The following is a 19,532-nucleotide window of genomic DNA, read 5'->3' on the forward strand; positions in this document are numbered from 1 at the left end:
CCAGGTCAGAGCGGGGAGTAGAGCACCAGGACGTTGCCCGACGGGTCGCGCAGCACGGCCCTGGTCTCGTGCGGGCCGGCCTGCGGGCCGCTGACCAGCTCGGCGCCGGCCGCCGTCAGCTCGCCCACCGTCTCGGCGAGGTCGGCGACCTTGTAGGACGGCGCGGTGACGGCGCCGGCGACCTGCTCCGCCGGAGCCGCGAGCGCGATCGTCGCGCCGCCCGCGTCCAGGGCCGCGAACCGGTCGCCGTCCCTGAACTTCACCGTCAGGCCGAGGACCTCCGCGTAGAACGTCAGGGCCTTGCCGAGGTCGTCGACGGGGATCAGGACGTTGCCGAGCTTCTGAACGCGCGCGCTCACGGGGCCTCCACCGGGTAGATCGTCTCCATCGAGACTCTCTCGGACGGCGGCCGCCGCGCACCCGGTCACGTGCGCACTCCCGCGCCGCCCGCCGCCGGCGGGGCCGCGGCCGAGATCGCGCCACGGCCGTCGCCCACGGTCAGGGGTGGGCCGTCGGCCCAGGCGGGGCCGGGCCGCCGCTCAGGTGAGGCCCGGCCCTCGCTCGCTCAGGTGAGGACGGGGCCGTCGCCGGAATCGCCGGAGGGCTCGTCCCTGGGCTCCTGCGACGGGGAGGGCGACGGCTCGGCCGGCGGGTCCTTGTCCGGCGGCTCGTCCGTCGGCGGGTCGGACTTGGTGGGCTCCGGGGTCGGCTCGGCGCAGGGACGGCCTCTGCGGGTGCGCTGGGCCGAGTCGCTCGCCGTCCCGAGGGCGGAGGTGACCGTCACCGTGACCTTCCTGAGGTCCACGTAACCGCATCGGGGGCTGGAGAACCGCACCGTGAACACCCTGTCGTACACCGAGCCGCCGGACAGGCTCGCCCGGCGGGCGGCGGTGCGGGTCACCGTGCGTTCGCCGGCCGTGACGGTCTGCTGGAAGGCCGCGGACAGCTTCACCGCGTCCGGGCTGGAGCTCCTCACTCGCACCCTCAGCGTGCCGCCGTCCCACGAGGTGATCGCGACCTTCGGCGGCGCGCACTTGGGCCCGTCGACCCTGACCTCCTTGGACTGCGTGCCGTTCCCGGCGGCGGGCTGGGTGGTCACCCGCACGCCGAAGTACGCGGTCTCGCCGCACGGAACCTTGCCGAGGTCGCCGGACAGCGAGAGCGAATAGGAGGTGTCGCCGGACAGGGGGCGGCTCGCCCGGTCGACGACCTTGGCCGAGCCCTCGCCCTGCCTGCGGGTGAACTCGGCGGCCAGCCGCACCTCACCCGGCCCGTTGGTGCGGACGCTGACGCGCGCGGTGCCGCCGCTCCAGCGGACGATGGACACCTCGCCGACCGCGGGCGGCGGGCAGGGGTCGCCCTTGACCGCGACCGTCCGGCTGCGGGAACCGCCCTGGGCGCCGGGCGAGGTGGACACGGTGACCTGCCGGTAGACGGTCTTGCCGCAGGCCGGGGCGGCGGTCGCGGAGGCGTCCTTACGGGCGAATCCGGTCGTGGCCTGCGGGGTGTAGGCGGCCTGCCGGGTGTAGAGGGTGGACCCCGCGAGCGGGAAGGTGTGCGTGGCCACGGCGGACAGGTCGGAGGGAGATGAGCCCTCGGCGAACCGGACGCTCAGCGTGACGGTCTGCGGCGTCGAGGTCCGCACGCGCACGGTGGCACCGCGCCCGTCGAACTCCACGATGGACAGCTCGCGCACCGATAAGCGCGTCAGAGTCGGCGTCGGCGTCGGCGTCGGCGTCGGCGTCGGCGTCGGGGTCGGCGTGGGCGTCGGGGTGGGCGTCGGGGTCGGGGTGGGCGTCGGAGTCGGTGTGGGAGTCGGCGTCCGGGTGGGCGTGGGCGTCGGGGTCGGCGTCCGGGTGTGCGTCCGGGTGGGCGTGGGCTTCGGGGTCGCTTTGTGCGTCGTCGCCGGGGAGCTCACGGGAGTGCTCCGCGGGCTGCTTCGCGCGGGCGCCGGAGACGTGGGGGCCGCCTGCGACGGCGATGACTCCGCCGGGCCGGCGGTCTCCTCGGGAGCCGAGGTGAACGGCGCCTTCGCCGGCGCCTTCGACGGCTCGCCCGTCGGGACCTCCACGACGGCCCGCGCGGTCGGGGACGTGGCCAGCGCGACGTCCCGCACCGGCGTGCCGCCGCGGTTGGCCGCCAGCACCGCGATCACCAGGCCCACCGCCACGATGCCGGCGCCGACCAGCACCCGCGCCGGGTGGCGCACCCGGCCCAGCGGGCGCAGCGGCCCGCGCAGCACGGTCTGGGCCAGGCTGGTGCTGGCCTGCGCCCGCGGTCGCGGCAGCGGGAACCCGAACGCCAGGAGCGCGGCCAGCTCGGCCAGGTGGCGGCGCCCGCGATCTTCCCACTCGGGCCCGTAGGCGGCGACCGCCGCCGACTCCAGTTCACCGACGAACGCCCGCGCCGTTGAGGGGCGGTCGGCCGGGTTCTTGGCCAGGCCGCGCACCACCAGCGCGCGGACCGAGCCGGGCACCGCGTCCGCGGGGATCGGCGCCGTCTGGTGCTGGTGCTTCAGCGCGGCCGGATGGTCGGCGCGATAGGGCTTGCGCCCGGTCAGGCATTCGAAGAAGACGCACGTGGCGGCGTAGACGTCGGTGGCGGGGCCGGCGGGCGAGCCGTTCCACTGCTCGGGGGCCATGTAGGGCGGGGTGCCCGACGGCAGGCCGGGCTGCCCGGACGGGGTCGCGATGCCGAAGTCGGCCAGCTTGCTGAACCCGTCGGCCTGCACCAGGACGTTCTCGGGCTTGTAGTCACGGTGCACGATGCCGGCGGAGTGCGCGGCCGACAGGCCGAGGAGCGAGCCCTTCAGCACGACCAGCGCGGCCTCGGGGCTGGTCGTGCCGTGCTCGTGCAGGATCTTGCGGAGCGAGACCCCGTTCACCAGCTCCATGACGATGGCCGCGCCCAGCGGGCTCTCGACGTACTCGTAGAAGCGGACGATGTTGGAGTCGCCGATCTCGACCATCGTGCGCGCTTCCTCGCGGAAGGCGGCCAGGAAACGCGGGTCGGATCTCAGCTCGTCGCTGAGGTATTTGATCGCCACGTGGGCGCCGGTGCCGCTGTAGACGGCCAGGACCACCCGGCCGCTGCCACCGGAGCCGAGCACGCGTTCTTCGCGGTATCCCGGAACGGACCAGGCGTCCATCTTGTCCCCTCGGCGTGATGATGCTCCTAGCTCCCCAGACGAAGGTCTCATCCGATACGCCTGTTGTCACGGAATTGGTAGATCATCACGGTGACGATTCGATTACGGAAGGTATGCCTGTTCAGCATAAGACCAGGTCGTACCAGATTTTCCGTCAAATCGGCCTACGCTCGCCGTCCCGGCGTCTTCCGGCACCGGACGGCGAAGCGGGCCCGAGGGATGAGACGGGCGCGGCCGGTCAGGGCAGGGAGTCGTACACGGCCTCGACCAGCCGGTAGCCGCGCAGGCTCCCCGACATCGCGTTCGCCATCTTGTTCATGGTGTACGCCACGGCCAGCCCGTACCGCGGGTCGCCGAGGCCGACGAAGCCGCCCAGCCCGGTATGGCCGAACGCCGTGGCGGCGCCCTTGGGCGGGGTGAGGAAGAGCGTCGAGGGACGCATGAAGCCCAGCCCGAACGAGCTGTCCAGGAACATCACCCGGTCGGGGCCGTTCACCCTCGGCCGCAGCGCGTCCTCCAGGGCGGCGGCCCCGATGATCTCGCCGGCGATCAGGTCGCGGTAGAACCCGGCCAGGCCGCGCGCCGTCGTGATCAGCCCCATGGCCGGCCATCCCGCCCGCATGATCACCGGGTTGTTCGCCCCGCCCTTCAGCTTGGCGGGGCTGGGGTTGGACAGCGCGCGGTTCATCAGGCTGTCCTTGTCGGCCGAGGCCCGCGCCAGCTCCCACACCGGATCGCCGGGCCCGCCTCCCGGCGGCCCGGCCATCGTCCGCGTCCCCCCGGCCTCGCGCCGTCCGCCGCCCGCCGGAGCCGTGCGCTCGCCCGCGGAAAGGCGGGCGGCCCGGCTGATCACGTCGGGGGGAGCGCCCAGCCACATGTCCAGCCCGCGCGGGCCGGCGATCTCGGCGGCGACGATCTCGCCCACGCTCTTGCCGGTGACCCGGCGCACCACCTCGCCGACCAGGAACCCGTACGTGAGCGCGTGGTAGCCGTGGGCGGTGCCCGGCTCCCACAACGGGGCCTGCCCGGCCAGCCGCGCGGCGATCGCGGGCTGGTCCTCGAACTCCTCGACGGGCACGTCGCCCTCGACGACCGCGAGCCCGGCCTGGTGGGTGAGCAGGTGCTCGACGGTCACCGCCTCCTTGCCCGAGGCGGCGAACTCCGGCCACACCTCCGCCACCGGGGCGCGCAGGTCGACCAAACCCCGTTCGGCGAGCGTCAGCAGGACGGCGGCGGTGACGGCCTTGGTGCAGGAGTAGGCCAGGGCGGGAGTGTCGCGCTCCCATGGACGTCCGGTGTGCCGGTCGGCGACACCGTCCCACAGGTCGACCACCGGTTCGCCGTCGAGGTGGACGGCGAACGCCGCGCCGAGCTCCTCGCCGCGGGCGAAGTGGCCCTCGAAGACCTCGCGCACGCGGGCGAACCGCGGGTCGCAGTGGCCGTGAGCACCCATCAAGACCTCCGGTGGCGTCGGCGCGTCCGGTCGCCGCGTCCGGCGGCGTCTCACCAGAACGACGCTCGGTCTGGCGTCCCCCAACCTACTGGCGTCCCGCCACCCGGAGGCAACCCCTTCGTGCGGCTCGCCGGGCGCGGCGGCCCGCGGTGGCGCGGGCGGCGGCTTCCGTGATGGGGTGGGCGCGTGGCGACGAACGTGATCCTCTCCGGCGGTCTGGCGCATGACTTCCCCGCGACGTCCGCGGCGCTGGCGGAGGTCCTCGCCGAGGCCGGGGTGGAGTCCCGGATCACCGACGACATCGCGGGCGCGCTCTCCGCCGGCCCTCGCACCGATCTGGTCACCGTGAACGCGCTGCGCTGCCACGACGACGGCGGCTGGTCGCGGAGCCAGGGCGCGGTCCCGTTCGCGCTGCCCGGCGCCGCCCGCGCGGCGCTGCTCGCCCACCTCGACCGGGGAGGGGGAGTGCTCGCCGTGCACGCGGCGTCGATCTGCTTCGACGACTGGCCCGCTTGGCGGCGGCTCCTCGGCGCGGCCTGGGTCTGGGACACCTCCTACCACCCGCCGCTCGGACCCGCGGAGGTCAAGGTCCATGGCGGGCACCCGATCGTCGATGGGCTGGGCGACTTCGAGCTGATCGACGAGGTCTACAGCGATCTGGACGTCTCGCCCGAGGTGCGGCCGCTGGCGTCCTCCCTGGGCCATCCGCTGGTGTGGGCCCGTCAGGCGCGCGGCGGACGGCTCGTGTACGACGCCCTCGGCCACGACGTCCGGTCCTACGAGAACCCCGTGCACCGCACCCTCCTCCGCCGCGCCGCCCGCTGGCTCCTCGGCGACCCGCCGCAGGACTGAGCGGCCCCGGACGGACGGGTCAGGCGCCGAGGAGGCGGGCGGACTCGGATTCGTGGGCGAGCCTCCTGAGGATGTCGAAGATCCTTCCGTACAGCACCGTGCCGATCACCAGCGACTCGACGGCCGCCTCGCGAGGGCCGTCCACCGGGATCTTGCCCATCTCGCGCTCCGTGACCAGGCGCATGATCACGTCGGCGTAGTGGCGCAGGTCGTCCGCGCTCGCGGGTTTGCCGAGCTGCGCGAGCCGCACCAGCACCTGCGCCAGTTCGTCCCGCGTGGGGGCCTCGGGGGTGATCTGCCAGCCGAGGTCGCCGATCAGCCGGTCGACGCGCTCGCGGGCGGCGCGCCGCTCGGCGTCGTCCGGGTCGTCCGGGTCGTTCTCGACCGGGGATGCCAGGGCGTAGTGCGCCGTGCCGAGCATCCGGTGGACGGGGACGCTTTCGTCCTCGACCGCCGCCACGATCTTGCCGATCGAGGCGACCGGCACGCGGCCGACCTCCAGCAGGGCGCGGATCAGCCGCAGCCTGCGCAGATGCGCCTCGCCGTACTCGGCGCGGGTCGCGCCCGTCTGCTCGCCCTGCGGGAGCAGACCCTCGCGCAGGTAGTACTTGATCGTGGGAATCGGCACCCCGGAGGCGGCACTGAGCTGGGAGATCCGCATGCGGGCATCGTACCTGCACCAGATAGCAGGGCTATCCAACAGGTCGGGCGGGGTGTCATCAGCGGCGCGCCGGAGGAGATGTCCGGCCCGCGGCGTTCCAGTCCGCGGTGTTCAGGTCAGCGGCGTTTTGGGGCAACGGCGTTCGGGTCTGCGGCGTTCAGGTCAGCGCGCCGGGACCAGGCCCACGCCGCCGATGCAGCCGGAGTCCGGGTCGTCGTCCTCGATCAGATCGTGTTCCGGACGCCACGCCCCCACGTGGACCACGCCGGGCTCCAGGATCTCCAGGCCCGAGAAGTACTGCTGGATCGTCTCGCGGTCGCGGACCCGCAGTCCTCGCTTGGTGCGCGCGTAGATGGCCTCGGCTCTGGCGATCGTCGGATCGTCCGGATGATCGCGGAACCCGTGCGACAGCACCAGGGCGCCGCCGGGCGGCAGGGCGTCGCGCAGGTGCGCCACGATGCTCGCGGCCTCCTCGTCGTCCTCGATGAAGTGGACGATCGCGCACAGGATGACGGCGAAGGGCCGGTCGAAGTCGATGGCGGCGCGGACCTCGGGGTGCTCCACGATCGCCTTGGGGTCGCGCAGGTCGCCGTCGATGACGATGGTCTGGGGGTTGTCGGCGAGCAGCGCGCGGGCGTGCACCAGCACGATGGGGTCGTTGTCCACATAGACGACGCGCGACCGGGGAGACCGGGCCAGCGCCACCTGGTGGACGTTCTCCCTGGTGGGCAGGCCCGCGCCGATGTCGATGAACTGGTCGATGCCGAGGTCGGCGAGGTGGCGGACGGCCCTGCCGAGGAAGGCGCGGTTCTCGCGGGCCACGTGCCTGGCGCTGGGCAGGAGTTCGATGATCTGTTCGGCGGCCGCGCGGTCGGCGGCGAAGTTGTCCTTGCCGCCGAGGTAGTAGTCGTACATGCGAGCCACACTGGGTGTGAGCGGGTCGATCCCCGGCGGCGCCTTCTCCTGCTCGCTCATCTACGCCCCCTCGGCTCGGTCGTCCAGTATCAAACGCCCGCGATTACCACCCTTGGCTCGAATATAGACGAATTGGCTGGCAGCATTGATCATGTGACGACATTTCGTCAGGTTCGGGGCTGTGCGGTTACAAGACTGAAATCACAGCCCCGCTCAACCCGCCGGCAGGTTCTTCAGGGCCTCCCGGCGGCTGAGGCCGGTCAGACCCTTGTGCTCGACGTAGCGGACGACCTCCCGCGGGGCGGTCTTGGCGTATTCGCGCAGGGCCCAGCCGATGGCCTTGCGGGCGAAGAAGTCGGTGTCGGCGAGGCTCGGTTCGATGCAGGCGTACAGCAGCCCCACGTCGGTGCGGTCCTTGAAGCGGTTCTGGCACAGGATGGCCGTGCGGCGCCGCCACAGGTCGCCGTCGCGCGCCCAGTCGAGCATGAGCTGACGCATCGTGTCGGGAAAGGCCCGCAGGAGCGCCCCCACCCGGTTGATCGCCAGGTCGTCGACGTAGTCCCACCAGGCGCCCGTGACGATCATCTCTTCGTACATCGGCACGGTGTACAGGGTCTGGAACGGCTTGTAGTAGCGGAAGGCGGACAGCTCGATCGCGGCGTACCGCTCTTCGCGGTACTCGGCGTCGCGCCACATCGCGAGCACGGTCTTGCGCCACTCGGGCGCGCCGTCGATGCGGTGCTCGGCCAGCACCCTGCGCAGCGCCGCCCGCCGCGGCACGGCCTGCACGCCGAGGAAGGGCATCGCGGACTTCATGTACGCCTGCATGACGGGCGCCTTGGCCGGATCGGCGGCATCGGCCAGGGCCGTGCGGACGGCCTTGTGCAAAGGGGTCATGCGTTCTGGCTCGTGCGCTCGCCCGTGGCGAGACCGTCGAACAGGACGGTGATGTAGTTCTCGGCGAGGTGGGTGGTATTGAGGCGGCCCCCCGGGCGGAACCAGCGCACGGCCACCCAGATGCTGTCGCGGATCATGCGGTAGGTCAGCTTGGGATCGACGTCGGACCTGAGCTGGCCCAGGGCCTGCCCGCGCTTGATCTGCCCGATCCACATGCGCTCGACCTCGTCCTCGGCCTTGATGAGGTAGTCGAAGCGGTCGCCGGGGAGGGAGCGCAGGTAGTTCCAGTCGTTCTGCATCACGGTGATGGCGGCGCGGTGCGGCTCAAGGGTGCCGAAGCCGATGCGCACCATCTCGGACAGGACGCTGCGAGGGTCGCCGTCTCGCTCCATGACCTCGCGGTAACGCCCGATAAGGTCTTTCAGGAACGTCGAGAGGACCTCGTCGACGATCGTCTCTTTGGAGTCGAAATGGTGGTACAGGCTGCCGGAGAGGATGCCCGCCTCGTCGGCGATCTGACGCACCGTGGTCGCCTGGAACCCCTTGCGGGCGAAGAGCTCGGCGGCGAGCCTCACGAGATGCTCGCGGCGCTCGGAGGCGGAACCGGCCGTGGCCGCACGCCGGGGGGCGCCCTGGCGCCGGGCCGCCGTGGCGTCGCCTCGCGGGGGGATTCCGCTGGTCGCACCCGCCGCCGACGGCGCGCCACCGGGGTTCTCACGCGTGTTCACGTCCTCCATTATGGGCCTCCATGCAATCGCTTGTTCACCTGACGACCGGCATGAGTAACCTGCTCACCCTACGTTCTGGACGCGACCAAGCGCTTGCTATTGTGTCGGACAAGGTCACTTCTCCGGCGTCGCACGAGGCCGGCGGCGCGCGCCGTCCGGGCACTGAGCGTGGCGGCCGCGTCACACCATGACGATCTCCCCCAAAAGGGCATGAATCAGCAGATTTGGGGAAAAGATCGGTGGTCTAACAGAAAAGGGAACGGTGAAGTGAGCGGTCTCTGCGAGGGACGGGTCGTCGTGGTGACGGGTGCCGGGCGAGGCATCGGTCGGGAGCACGCAATCGAGTTCGCGCGGCAGGGCGCCAAGGTCGTGGTCAACGACCTGGGCACCGGCCTCCAAGGGGGCGGGCGCTCTGGAGATCCGGCTCACGCCGTCGTCGCCGAGATCCGCGACCTCGGAGGCGAGGCCGTCGCCAACTGCGACGACGTGGCCGACTGGGACGGCGCGGGGCGGCTGGTCAAGACGGCCGTCAGCGCCTTCGGCGGGCTCGACGTGCTGGTCAACAACGCGGGCTTCCTGCGCGACCGCATGATCGTCTCCATGACCGAGCAAGAGTGGGACGACGTCGTCCGGGTCCACCTCAAGGGCCACTTCCTGCCGCTGCGGCACGCCGCGGCGTACTGGCGGGAGCAGTCCAAGGCCGGCCGCCCCGTGGACGCCCGGGTCGTCAACACCTCCTCGGGCGCGGGTCTGCTCGGCAGCGTCGGACAGGCCAACTACGCCGCGGCCAAGGCCGGCATCGTGGCGCTCACCCACACCGCCGCGACCGAGCTCGGACGGTACGGCGTGACCGTCAACGCCATCGCGCCCTCCGCGCGCACCCGCATGACCGAGCGCGTCTTCTCGGCGATGATGGCGCCGCCCGAGTCGGGGTTCGACATCATGGACCCCGCCAACGTGGCCCCTCTGGTCGTGTGGCTGGGCTCGACGGAGTCGGCCGGGGTCACCGGGCGGGTGTTCGAGGTCGAGGGCGGCATGATCTCCATCGCGACCGGCTGGCACCACGGGCCCGGCGTCGACAAGGGCGGGCGGTGGAACGTCGGCGAGATCGGCGAGGCCGTCGCCAAGCTGCTCGCGGACGCCCCCATCCCCGACCCGGTGTACGGAAGCGCCCTGGGCTGACCGGCGCCGCCGCGGGCCGTGCGCGCGCCCCACTCAGGTGCGCCCGCGCGGCAGGCGCCGTCATGGGGGAGCGGCCCGCGACAGGCCGTCACAGGAAGGCGTAACACTCCACCTCCGCCCGGCGGTAGGAAAGACCCTTGATGACGGAGTCGCGCACGCACCGGCGTTCGCGCGTGCTGAGCCTGAGCGTGCCGCACACGGTGACGCCGGAGTAGGTGCGGCAGTCGAGATCGGCTGCCTGTTCGCCGACGCGGTACGTGCGCTGGACTTCCGCGCGGCACTCGTTCTGGAGTTGCGCCGTGTTGGCATAGCGGCATTGGCGGGTCAGGATTCGATATTGGTCTGCACTGACCGACTGCCTGCCATCCTGGTCAGGCGGCCCCCCGGCCGCGACGGTGCCGAACATCGTCGTCGTGACGAGCACGACGGCCGTGGTCATATTTCTCATGACTCCCCCCAGTCATGAGGTTCTTACCCGCAGTATCGCCTCTCGAAGAATGATCCGGTCGATTGGACGCGGACACGTGCGGCGGGCACGCCGACCCGTGGCGCCGCGGCCGGGCGCGTGACACGGGCGCGCGACGCCGGGAAACGGGCGCGCGACGCGTGACGCGGGCCCGTGCCACGCGTGATGCCGGGGCCGGACGCCGCCGCTTCGGGGGCAGAGCGGACGACGCCGGCCCCGGCAAGTCGTGGTCAGGAAGCCTGGGCGGCGAAGGCGGCGGCGAGCCGCTCGCCCCACTGGCGGGCCCGGGCCGGCTCGCCCTCCGCCAGCGGTCCGGGACTTCCCGTGACGTAGAAGCTCGTCGCCGGGGAGGCGAACCTGACCCCGAGGCGGCGCAGCCGCTTCTCGGCGCCGCGCGCGGCCGAGCCGGGGACGAGGTGGCTTCTGATATGCGTGTCGAAGGCCGCCGCTGTCAGCGCGGAAGCGTCGACCTTCGCGGTGTCCAGCCATTCGCGCAGCCCGATGCGCTGCGAGATCACCGGCTCGGCGGCCTGTTCGGCGGCGGACCTGCGGGTCCCCGGCCTGCTCATCCCGAAGGCGTGCGTCGGGCCGCCGACCACGAGAAGGTCGACGTCCTCGCCGATGGTCGTGGGCGCCGAGCCGACCTCGACGACGTCCACACGCATGATCGAGGAGAGCCCCTCGGCCACCGCCTTCGCGATCTGCCGCGTGTTGCCGAACATGGACTCGTAGACCACCAGCGCGTACATGTGAAGCCCACTTCCTTTCAGGGGGGACGGCCCGCTTCCGAGAGGGCCGGCCGCCCCTCCCCGGGAGGAGGGGCGGCCAGCGTCTCCTCGGTGGAGGCCGGAAGCGCTACTTACGGGCACGCAGCCGGGCGATGGCGCGTACGGTCAGCAGCGCGACCACGCCGACGATCTGGCCGCCGAGGATGACGCGATTGACGTTGACGACGGGCAGCCAGCGGACCTTGGCGTCCTTGATGACGAACAGTCCCTCGGGGGTGACGCCGAGGCCGAAGCCTCCGCCGGTCCCCTCGGACGGTCGCTCGCCTTCCTGTTTGCCCTCACCGCCACCTCCGCCGCCGGCGACGCGGGCGACGGGGATGACCGTCACGCCGTCCTGGGTGATGGGATCGCCGAATACCCTGCCGACCGATGCGGTGTCCTGGGCCTGATCGATCATTTCCAAGACGTTCATCGTGTCCCCTTCCCGGAGATGACGACCCAAGCTTCGTGCGGATCGCACGCGCCGGACAGGGAAGGAGGTCCGTACTCACAGTGCCGAAGTGCCCATAACGGGCATGGGGGTCGAGACGGCTAGCGGGCGCTCCACTTGATCTCGTAGGGCCCCAAGGTGAAGTCCTTCCCGTCCACGGTCGTGGCGATCCGCGCACCGGTGGTGTTGACCATCACCATCTGCCGTGGCTGCGCCAGCACCCGCACCGCGGGGTCGGAGGAGGTGAGGTGCTCCAGCTCCGCGCCCGCGGGGAACCATCGGGCGAAGTCGCCGATCAGGCGGCCGGTCGGCAGCAGTGCGCCGGTCCGCGGGTCCCACATGCACCCCTGGCAGGCGCCCTTCTTGACCTGCGGGTTCCAGTACAGCGCCGTGGCGGCGCCGCTCTCGGCGAACTCGATCATCGAGGCGGCCTGGACGGCCAGCCGCATCGGCTCGGCCCACGTGGTGCCGTCCTCGGGGACGAAGTACCACTCGGACCACCAGACCGGCAGGTCGCCGGTCTTGTCGCGCAGCCAGCGGGTGACCGCGCCGAACTTGCTCAGCGCTCCGAACGCGTCGGGCAGCATCTCGTGGGCGTCGGTCAGGGAGGCGCCGTCCACCACGATGAAGTCGGCGCCCTTCTTGTGCTCGAACCAGTACGTGAAGGCGTCCAGCGCGTTCCGGTTGACGACGCCCCACGGCCCGCGCAGCGGGGACTCACCGGTCTTGTTGCTGTCGAAGCCGATGTAGGGCCCGCCGATCTGGGCGTCGGGGCGCACCGCCTTCACCGCGTCGTAGACCTTGTTGTACATCTCGGTGTAGCCCTTGATGTCGGCCGGCTTGGAGTGGTCGGGCCAGAAGCCCTTGAGCTCGTTCCACACCATGAAGTACTTGACGTCGGTGTACCTCTTGGCGACGGCCGCCGCCAGCTCGGCGAAGTCGTCGAAGTGCTCGGGGTAGGGAGCGTCCTCCAGATGCTCGGCCCACGCGGACTCCTCGGTCGGGCCCTCCGGACCGCCCTTCATCCAGTCAGGGGCACAGCAGAGGGTGATGACCGGGGCGCCGCCCGACCGCTCCATGAAGGTCGTCCGGCTGTCGAGGTCCTCCCAGAAGAACTCGCCGGGACGCGGTTCGGGGTTGAGCGCCCCGAACCCCATGATGTGCTGGTTCTGCGGCATCGGGGTCCTGGCGAGCGCCCGGCTCGCGTCCTGCTCGAACCGCTCGGTGACGTTGTTGGCGCTGACCCCTGTGTGGGTGAACCCCCAGCGCGGCCAGGCGGGATCCACCGGCGGAGGCTTGCCCACGGCGGCGCCGGTCGCACCGGGCGACCCCGTACTACCGGGCGACCCGGCCGTTCCGGGAGACCCGGCGGCCGACTGGCGCGTGACGGAGGCCTCCGGCGGCGCGGCCTCCCCCGAGGAGCAGGCCGCCAGGACCAGCGCCGTCACGACCAGCACGGCCGAGGCGAGCGCCCGCCCGGGTCGCCGCTCTGTCGATCGCCCGCCATCCGCTGACACCTGACCACCCGATCCTCACCGTTCCGTCTCCCCAAGAGCGTTCCACAAACCCCCCAAAGGCGACGAACCACCCCCGCACATTCACAGAAAAGCGTTATGGCCCTCATCCCGCCCCCCGCTCCACCCGAATGCCGGGTCGGGGGCCGTAGCGCCCTATCCCCGCCCACTGAGGCCGATCACCTGACATGCGGGTGACCGAATGCGATGATGAGGACACGTTTCGTGAGGACGGCCCATCCGTGTGGATCATCAACCTTTCGCCGGCGCGAGCCTCGACGCGTTCGTGTGCCCGCGACGGCGGGTCGAGCCACGCCCGTCCTCAGCGAGGCGCCCTGTCCGGCGATAGGTCGATCGGCGATGATGAGAGCGAGCACGGCGACGAAGGGAGGCGGGTGGCCGAGGTCGCGGCGATGATGAAGGCCGGCGAGTCGCCAGAGGTGATCGCCGATGAGCTCGGAGTCACCCTCGACGATGTCCGCACCGCCACCCGCATCCTCCTGGGCCACGCCGCCTGAGTTCTACCTGGACGAGAACTGCGTGAGCCGAAGCGTGCGAAAGCTGCTGTCCGGTCTCGGGTACAAGTCAGCGCGGGTCGGGAGTCTGGCGCCTGACCCGGCGGGGCCCACAGCCCTATCCGGCACCTGCCGCGCGGAAGCGGCGCACCTGACCAGTAGTGCCGGGACGCGGCGGGAGGTGGGCCCCGCCTTCAGATCGGGGCTGTGCTCTTCCGGGGGTCGGTCGTCTTCGTGGCGATTACAGTCTCCGGGCTGATGCCCTGAGGGGGGTAGGTGGGGGAGGCTGGGCGACGCGCGGTGGTGGCGGTGGGCCATCCGGCTTGGAGGTGTGCGGGTGCGTCGGCGGTGGAGATGGGTTCTGGGCGGGGCGGTCGTGCTGGTCGTCGCGGGGGTCCTCGGGGTGGCGGCGGCGTTCCCGTCGGTGGCGGCGACCGCCTGTCCAGGGTGCTACGGCCTGCAGGATCTCGGGGACGGCGTGTACGCCGAGCCGGGGACGCCGCAGGACCGCGAGCGGCAACTGCTCGGAGTCGTCAGGGAGGCGGAGCGGCGGGTCGCGGAGTTCTACGGGGAGCGGACGAGCGACCCCCGCGTTCTGGCGTGCCTGACCGACGGCTGCTACCGCCGCATCGGCGGGGGAGGGGAGCGGGGCGTCGCGGTGCTGAACCGGGCGGTCATGCTCTCCCCGCGCGGCCTGAACGCGGTCATCGCCTCCCACGAGTTGTCGCACGTCGAACTGCGCGCCCGGCTGGACGGAGGCGAGGTGCCGCAGTGGTTCAACGAGGGGCTCGCCGTCCTGGTCTCCGGGGACGCCCGTTACCTGGCCCCCGTCGGGTCGCCGGACCGCTGCCTGGTGGCCTCGGACGGCCCGCTTCCCGCGGACCTCGCGCGGTGGCTGGACGCGGCCGGCGGTGACGGGAACCTGTACGCCAGGGCGGCGTGCCGCGTGAGCCGATGGGTCACCGCGAACGGAGGCCCTCGCGCCGTCCTGTCCTTGATCGACCGCCTCAACGCGGGCGAGGAGTTCGACACCGCCTTCCGGCCCTGAATGGTCAGGCCGGCGGTTCGGCGTCCGGTCGCCGGGCGGCCCGCAGGACGGCGCGGTGGATGGGGGTGTAGCCGGTGCACCGGCAGAGGTTGGAGCCGAGCAGGGCCGCCAGCCGTTCAGGGTCGTCCGCGAACGCCGGGTCGGACTCCAGCGCCCCGGCGGCCAGCATCAGCCACCCTGGGGTGCAGAAGCCGCACTGGAGGGCGTGTTCGGCGGAGAACGCCTCCTGGAGCGGGTGCGGACGGCCGTCCGGGGACGCCAGCCCTTCGACGGTGCGAATCCGCCGTCCGTCGCACTGGACGGCCAGCAGCAGGCACGACCTGACGGCCTCGCCGTCCACGAGGACCGTGCAGGCCCCGCACACGCCCAGCTCGCAGCCGAGATGCGTCCCGGTCAGATGGCAGTCCTCCCGCAGGACGTCGGCGAGGACGCGTCGCGGCTCGACGTCCAGCGGGTGATCCCGGCCGTTCACCACCAGCGTGATCCTCATCGCGCGTCGCCTCCGGGCGGGTGATCGGCGGGCCGGTCGGCGGTGGGCGGCAGGTTGGCGCTGGGCGGGTCGGTGGCGGGCCGGTCGTCGGTGGGGTGCGCCCGCGCGTCCGACGACGCCTCGTGCAGGGCGCGGTTCACCAGGACGGCGATGACGTGCCGGCGGTACTCGACATCGGCGTACGGCTCGGGAACGGGGTCGGCGTCGTCCTCGGCGGCGATGCGCGCCGCGCGGACGAACGGGCCGTGCGCGGGTGACGGAGGTACGGCGCCGGGCGGAGGGACTTCAGGTGGGAAGGCGCCGGGCGGGAGGGCTTCGGCGCCGATGAGGGAGAGTTCGGCGGTGTGCGCGCGCAGCGGCCGGTCGGCGCAGTTGGCGAGGGCGATCCTGGCCTCGGCCACCACGCCGTCGCGCACGGTGAGCGCCACCGCGACCGCCACCTGGGCGAAGCAGAACTGTGTACGCCGGTGCTCGGCGAAGGCGACCCCCGTGCCGCCGGCCGGCAGCGGGAGCCGTACGGAGGTGATCAGTTCCTCGGGGGCGCGGGCGGTCAGGTGCCGGCCGAGGAAGTAGTCCCGGGCCGCGACCACCCGCGCGCCGGCCGGGCCGCGCATCTCAACGCCGGCGTCCAGCGCGAGGGCGACCGCGCACCACTCCGAGGCGGGATGCGCCCAGGCCAGGCTGCCGGCCATGGTGCCGCGGGCGCGGATGGGCGGGTGGGCGATGTTGACGACGGCGCGCGAGAGCAGGCGTCCGAGCGGGCCGGGCGCGACCAGCGGGGACTCGAAGTCACGGTGCCGGGCCAGGGCCCCGGCCAGCAGCGCGCCGTCCTCCACCCGCACGTCGGCGAGTTCGTCGAGGCCGTTGATGTCGACCACGACGTCAGGACTGGTCCGGCGCAGGCGCATGTCGAGGATCAAACTCTGCCCGCCCGCCAGCACCTGGGCTCGCCTGCCGGGGACGGCCAGCGCGTTCACGGCCTCGGCGACCGTGCCCGGCGCGAGGTAGTCGAAGGATGGAAGCTTCATCGCCCCCGCCCCGTCTCCCGGCTGTACTCTGTCCCGCGACCCGTTTCCCCGTCGCGGTCTGTCTCCCGGTCGTGGTCCGCTTCCCGGCTGGAGTACGTCTTTCGGGCGCGATCCGTTTCCCGGTCGTGGCCGGTCTTCGGGGCGCGGGCGGCGCGCCAGACGGCGTCGGGGGTGAGCGGCATCTGGAGCAGGTCGGGGTCGGCGAGACGCAGGGCGTCGGCGACGGCGTTGACGATGGCGGGCGGCGTGCCGATGCATCCCGACTCGCCCGCCCCCTTGGCGCCCAGCGGCGTGACCGGGGTCGGGGTGGTGGTGGCCGCGATGTCGATGGGCGGCACCTCGGCGAAGGTGGGCAGCAGGTAGTCCAGCAGCCCGTTCGGCAGCACCGGCACCCCGGCGTCGTCGTAGGGCACCCCTTCGTACAGGGCCTGCCCGATGCCCTGGACGGCCGAGCCGAGCGCCTGCCCGTGGACCGCGACCGGGTTGATCGCCACCCCGCAGTCGTCCACGGCGACCAGCCGCAGCACGCGTACGACGCCGAGGTCCGCGTCGACCTCGACCACGGCCGCGTGGGCGCCGAACGGGAAGGCCATGCCCGCGTCGAACCGGTCGTCCACGCGGAGCGGCCCGGTGGCCCTCACCAGCTCGCCGAGGTCGGTGACGGCCGCGGGGTCGCCCGCGGCCCGCAGGACGCCGCCTGACCAGGTCACCATGTGCACCGGCAGCTCCCACAGAGCCGCGGCCCGCTGCCGTGCCTGGTCGATGAGCGTCCTGGCGGCCCGCTGGAGGGCCGCGCCGGCGATCTGGGCCGACCGGCTGGCGAACGAGCCGACGCCCTCGGGCACCTCGCCGGTGTCGCCCTCGATCAGCCGGACGCGCGCCGGGTCCAGGCCCAGGGTGTCGGCGACCAGCGCGGAGAAGGTCGTCTCGTGGCTCTGCCCGCTCGCGGCGGCCCCGCTCCGGGCGACGACCGTGCCGTCCGGGCACGCCTCGACGCCGCCGAACTCGTGCAGGCCGCCGGGTTCGCCGCCGGAGCGCTCGACGTAGCAGGCGAGCCCGATGCCCAGCGGGAGTGCGGCCGGGTCGGCCCGGCGCCGGTCACGCTCCCGCCGCCACCGGTCGTAGCCGAGCGTCTCCAGCGCGAGGTCCAGGGCGGCGGCGTAGTTCCCGCTGTCGTAGCGCCGGCCGGTCGGGGTGTCGTACGGGAAGCGTTCGGGCGGGATGAGATTGCGCCGCCGCAGCTCGGCGGGGTCCATGCCGAGGCGGCGGGCCAGCTCGTCCATGGTCCGCTCCAGCGCGGAGGCCGCCTCCGGGCGCCCGGCGCCGCGGTAGGGGTAGGTCATCATCGTGTTGGTGAGGACCGAGCGGACGGTGGCGTGCACCCGGGGCGTCAGGTAGGGGCCCGTCGCCATCCGTGCCGTCTGCATCGGCAGCGCCGCGCCGAGGTGCGGGTAGGCCCCGACGTCGGCGTCGATGGCCAGCTCGTACGCCAGCAGGCGCCCGTCGGCGTCGGCGGCCAGCCGCACCCGCTGGTCCTGCCCGCGGCCCCGGGTGGCGGCCAGCAGCGACTCCATGCGGTCCTCGACCCACCGGACGGGCCGGCCGAGCGCCATGGCGAGCGTGGCGGTCACGACGTACTCGGGGAAGATGGCGCTCTTTGAGCCGAACGCGCCGCCGCTGTCGGGGACGATGACGCGGATGCGGCCGGGGGGCCACCCGAGGACCTCCGCCAGCTCCCGGCGCAGCCGGTGCGGCATCTGGTGCGAGCACCACACGGTCAGCCCGTCCCCCCGGGGCACGGCGAGGAAGGCCCTGCACTCCATCGGCGACGGCAGCAGCACCTGCTGGCGGTAGCGGGCCTCGACGACCACGGCCGCGCTCCGCCACACCTCCTCGTCGATGGGGTGGCCGGCCTCGAACGCGCATGCGACGTTGCTCAGGCCCTCGAACAAGGTGACCGTCCCGTCCAGCGCGGCGGCCGCGGTGACGGCGGCCGGCAGCGGGTCGATCGCGACGCCGACCGCCGCGGCCCCGTCCTCGGCCCGGTAGCGGTCCTCGGCGACGACCACGGCGATCGCCTCACCGGGGTAGCGCACCCGGTCGGTGGCCAAGGCCGGCCAGTCGCGTCCGGCGACGGCCTCATGGGTGGACAGGCTGGCAAGCAGCGCGGGCGGGATGGGCGGCAGGTCGGGCAGGTCGGCGGCGGACTGGGCGCACGCGGGCAGGCCGGTCAGGTGGGCCGCCGACCAGGCGCCGACGACGCCCGGCACCGACCTGGCAGGGGAGCAGTCCACGGAGCGGAGCCTGCCGTGCGCGACCGGGCTCCTGACGAAGACCGCCTCCAGGCATCCGGGCACGTCGATGTCGGCGACATAGCGGCCGTGTCCGGTGAGCAGCCGCTCGTCCTCTCGCCTGGTGTACGCGAACGACACAGAAGCCTCCACGAACATCCTCGTCGGACGTCGACAAAGACCGGCTCAGCGCACACCTCCCAGGCCGTAAATAGTGGACATGTCCGTAGGATGCGCAAGTTGCCGCGTTCGACGAGATATGGGATGACACGTGTTGAAGTTCGCTTATGTCACCTATGACGGGCCGGATGACGACTGCGAGGTTCTGATGGCCGCCTGGGAGCGGGCGGGCGCGGAAGGGACCGCCGTGCGCTGGGACGACCCGGAGGCCGACTGGACGTCGTTCGACGCCGCCGTGGTGCGCTCACCCTGGGACTACATCCTTCGCCGGGACGCGTTCGTCGAGTGGGCGTACAAGGTGGAGAGCGGGACCCGGCTGTTCAATCCGGCGTCGGTGCTCGAACGGAACACCGACAAGACCTACCTGCGCGACCTGTCCGTCCCGACCGTCCCGACCCACTGGATCCACCCGGGGGAGGAGGTGACGCTTCCCGCCCACGCCGACTACGCCGAATATGTGGTCAAGCCGGCGATCTCGGCCGGCGCCCGCGACACCGTCCGCACCGCCGATCGCGCCGCCGCCGAAGCCCACGCGCGGAGCCTCGTCGCGGCGGGCCGCGTCGCGATGGTCCAGCCGTACCTGGACATGGTCGAGACCGAGGGCGAGACCTCCCTGATCTACATCGGCGGCCGGTTCAGCCACGCCCGGCGCCGCAACGCCATGCTCGCGGACGTCGTCCCCGCCGACCACCGGGCGATCCCCGCCCGCGACCCGGAACCGGACCAGTTCGCCCTGGCGGAACAGGTCCTCGCCGAGGTGGGCGAGGACCTGCTGTACGCGCGCGTCGACCTGGTGCGCCTCCCGGACGGCACCCCGGCCCTGATCGAACTGGAGCTCACCGAGCCCTACCTGTTCCTCGGCACCACCCCCGGCGCCGCCGACCGCCTCACCACGGCCCTCCTGACCCGCCTGTGAAACGGGAGGCGCGACGCATCGGGCGATCGG

General features: G+C 72.5%; 19 protein-coding genes. 5 read left to right on the forward strand and 14 right to left on the reverse strand.

Annotated features, from left to right (window positions below):
* Positions 1-5 precede the first annotated feature (5 nt).
* The 3 genes from ACZ6QO_RS03665 to ACZ6QO_RS03675 form a co-directional block, all read right to left on the reverse strand.
* Positions 6-359 carry a VOC family protein gene (locus tag ACZ6QO_RS03665; RefSeq protein WP_465847329.1) on the reverse strand — a complete coding sequence of 118 codons (354 nt, stop codon included), beginning with the start codon at positions 357-359 and terminating at the stop codon, positions 6-8.
* Positions 360-565: 206 nt separating this feature from the next.
* The gene (locus ACZ6QO_RS03670) at positions 566-3,148 is read right to left on the reverse strand and encodes a serine/threonine-protein kinase (protein ID WP_465847330.1); all 2,583 of its coding nucleotides are present in this window, start codon (positions 3,146-3,148) and stop codon (positions 566-568) included.
* Between the two features lie 238 nt (positions 3,149-3,386).
* A complete protein-coding gene (locus ACZ6QO_RS03675) occupies positions 3,387-4,601 on the reverse strand; it encodes a serine hydrolase domain-containing protein (protein WP_465847332.1) in 1,215 nt (404 codons plus the stop codon).
* A 186-nt stretch (positions 4,602-4,787) separates the two neighbouring features.
* On the opposite strand from ACZ6QO_RS03675, the gene ACZ6QO_RS03680 reads away from it, so the two are divergent.
* A complete protein-coding gene (locus ACZ6QO_RS03680; protein ID WP_465847333.1) occupies positions 4,788-5,453 on the forward strand; it encodes a ThuA domain-containing protein in 666 nt (221 codons plus the stop codon).
* Positions 5,454-5,472: 19 nt separating this feature from the next.
* Here ACZ6QO_RS03680 and ACZ6QO_RS03685 read toward each other — a convergent pair whose 3' ends face one another.
* The 4 genes from ACZ6QO_RS03685 to ACZ6QO_RS03700 form a co-directional block, all read right to left on the reverse strand.
* Complete coding sequence (locus ACZ6QO_RS03685; protein WP_465847334.1) at positions 5,473-6,114, reverse strand: MerR family transcriptional regulator; 642 nt, start codon at positions 6,112-6,114, stop codon at positions 5,473-5,475.
* 162 nt (positions 6,115-6,276) lie between these two features.
* Entirely contained in the window at positions 6,277-7,089 is an 813-nt protein-coding gene (locus ACZ6QO_RS03690; protein WP_465847336.1) for an SAM-dependent methyltransferase, read from the reverse strand.
* 153 nt (positions 7,090-7,242) lie between these two features.
* Positions 7,243-7,926, reverse strand: a complete 684-nt coding sequence (locus tag ACZ6QO_RS03695; protein WP_465847338.1) for a DNA alkylation repair protein — start codon at positions 7,924-7,926, stop codon at positions 7,243-7,245.
* Positions 7,923-8,654 carry a TetR/AcrR family transcriptional regulator gene (locus ACZ6QO_RS03700; protein ID WP_465847340.1) on the reverse strand — a complete coding sequence of 244 codons (732 nt, stop codon included), beginning with the start codon at positions 8,652-8,654 and terminating at the stop codon, positions 7,923-7,925. The genes ACZ6QO_RS03695 and ACZ6QO_RS03700 overlap by 4 nt, the downstream gene beginning before the upstream one ends.
* A gap of 267 nt (positions 8,655-8,921) precedes the next feature.
* Between ACZ6QO_RS03700 and ACZ6QO_RS03705 the strand changes: the two genes are divergently transcribed.
* Entirely contained in the window at positions 8,922-9,836 is a 915-nt protein-coding gene (locus ACZ6QO_RS03705) for an SDR family oxidoreductase (RefSeq protein WP_465847341.1), read from the forward strand.
* Between the two features lie 88 nt (positions 9,837-9,924).
* On the opposite strand, the gene ACZ6QO_RS03710 is transcribed toward ACZ6QO_RS03705, so the two are convergent.
* The 4 genes from ACZ6QO_RS03710 to ACZ6QO_RS03725 all read right to left on the reverse strand — a co-directional run bounded on the left by ACZ6QO_RS03710 (position 9,925) and on the right by ACZ6QO_RS03725 (position 13,037).
* Positions 9,925-10,275: a hypothetical protein gene (locus tag ACZ6QO_RS03710; RefSeq protein ID WP_465847343.1), complete on the reverse strand. Its 351-nt coding sequence runs from the start codon at positions 10,273-10,275 to the stop codon at positions 9,925-9,927.
* Positions 10,276-10,532: 257 nt separating this feature from the next.
* Complete coding sequence (locus tag ACZ6QO_RS03715) at positions 10,533-11,051, reverse strand: flavodoxin family protein (protein ID WP_465847344.1); 519 nt, start codon at positions 11,049-11,051, stop codon at positions 10,533-10,535.
* Between the two features lie 106 nt (positions 11,052-11,157).
* On the reverse strand, positions 11,158-11,502 hold the full coding sequence (locus ACZ6QO_RS03720) for a spore germination protein GerW family protein (protein WP_465847346.1): 345 nt from the start codon (positions 11,500-11,502) through the stop codon (positions 11,158-11,160).
* 119 nt (positions 11,503-11,621) lie between these two features.
* Entirely contained in the window at positions 11,622-13,037 is a 1,416-nt protein-coding gene (locus ACZ6QO_RS03725) for a xylan 1,4-beta-xylosidase (RefSeq protein ID WP_465847347.1), read from the reverse strand.
* Positions 13,038-13,429: 392 nt separating this feature from the next.
* Between ACZ6QO_RS03725 and ACZ6QO_RS03730 the strand changes: the two genes are divergently transcribed.
* A complete protein-coding gene (locus ACZ6QO_RS03730) occupies positions 13,430-13,552 on the forward strand; it encodes a hypothetical protein (protein ID WP_465847349.1) in 123 nt (40 codons plus the stop codon).
* A 334-nt stretch (positions 13,553-13,886) separates the two neighbouring features.
* A complete protein-coding gene (locus ACZ6QO_RS03735) occupies positions 13,887-14,597 on the forward strand; it encodes a hypothetical protein (protein ID WP_465847351.1) in 711 nt (236 codons plus the stop codon).
* A 4-nt stretch (positions 14,598-14,601) separates the two neighbouring features.
* On the opposite strand, the gene ACZ6QO_RS03740 is transcribed toward ACZ6QO_RS03735, so the two are convergent.
* The 3 genes from ACZ6QO_RS03740 to ACZ6QO_RS03750 are packed head-to-tail and all read right to left on the reverse strand — an operon-like array spanning position 14,602 to position 18,559.
* A complete protein-coding gene (locus tag ACZ6QO_RS03740) occupies positions 14,602-15,087 on the reverse strand; it encodes a (2Fe-2S)-binding protein (protein ID WP_465847353.1) in 486 nt (161 codons plus the stop codon).
* Complete coding sequence (locus ACZ6QO_RS03745; RefSeq protein WP_465847355.1) at positions 15,084-16,115, reverse strand: FAD binding domain-containing protein; 1,032 nt, start codon at positions 16,113-16,115, stop codon at positions 15,084-15,086. The genes ACZ6QO_RS03740 and ACZ6QO_RS03745 overlap by 4 nt, the downstream gene beginning before the upstream one ends.
* Positions 16,112-18,559 carry a xanthine dehydrogenase family protein molybdopterin-binding subunit gene (locus ACZ6QO_RS03750; protein ID WP_465847357.1) on the reverse strand — a complete coding sequence of 816 codons (2,448 nt, stop codon included), beginning with the start codon at positions 18,557-18,559 and terminating at the stop codon, positions 16,112-16,114. Before ACZ6QO_RS03750 ends, ACZ6QO_RS03745 begins: the two co-directional genes overlap by 4 nt.
* Before the next feature lie 118 nt (positions 18,560-18,677).
* On the opposite strand from ACZ6QO_RS03750, the gene ACZ6QO_RS03755 reads away from it, so the two are divergent.
* Positions 18,678-19,502, forward strand: coding sequence for an ATP-grasp domain-containing protein (locus ACZ6QO_RS03755; protein WP_465847358.1), 825 nt, complete (start codon positions 18,678-18,680; stop codon positions 19,500-19,502).
* Positions 19,503-19,532 lie beyond the last annotated feature (30 nt).

Source organism: Sphaerisporangium sp. NPDC049457 (genome assembly GCF_055586705.1).